The organism is Vibrio sp. 2134-1, assembly GCF_033339495.1.
Genome location: NZ_JAWOUS010000306.1, coordinates 1 through 784 on the forward strand (window position 1 = coordinate 1; position 784 = coordinate 784).

At 49.2% G+C, this 784-nt stretch carries 1 protein-coding gene; it reads left to right on the forward strand.

All coding sequences use genetic code 11. The features are described from left to right. Positions 1–784 (forward strand): methyl-accepting chemotaxis protein (locus R7R78_RS25635; RefSeq protein WP_225474557.1); only part of this gene is annotated, 784 nt, incomplete at both ends.

Genomic DNA, 784 nt, shown 5'->3' on the forward strand with positions numbered 1-784 from the left:
CCATTACTGCGTTCATCTTAGTAGTGATTTTTGCGCTGATTTGGCAAATTTCTCGCTCTATCAACGTTCGTGTTGGCAGCTTGCTAGCAACGATTAAGAACATCAGCGAAAGCAATAACATGGGCTTACGCTCTGATCTTGCAGGTAAGGATGAACTATTTGATATCAGCCACCACCTCAACGATCTGCTCGAAAAGCTAGAGCGTTTGATCCACAACACACAAGAAAAATCGATGCAGTTAACAGCGAGCACGGACAACATGCATCGTGAGCTTGAAGGTGTTATGGAACAGTTCCACGCACAGACTGATCACACCGCCTCTATGGCGACGGCCGTGCAGCAGATGGTTGCCACTATCGGTGAAATTTCTGAAAGCACATCGGTTGCGGTTGAAGGTGTTCACCAAGCCGCGACTAACGCCGAACAAGGTCGCTCTGTCGTAGAAATGACCGTGACGAATGTTGGTCAGCTGACGGGTATCCTCTCGAACAGCCAACAGTCTATCGGCTCATTGAACCAACACGTCGATAAAATTGGCGGTGCGGTGAACATCATTCAAGACATTGCTGAACAAACGAACTTACTTGCACTTAACGCGGCTATCGAAGCGGCTCGTGCGGGTGAGCAAGGACGTGGATTTGCCGTGGTTGCAGATGAAGTTCGCGCTCTTGCGAGCCGTACACATCAATCCACGGAAGAGATCACGCGAGTGGTGATGGACATCCAAGCGCAGATGTCGATGGTGGTTTCCGATATTGATCAATGTAACGAACAAGGTCAGCA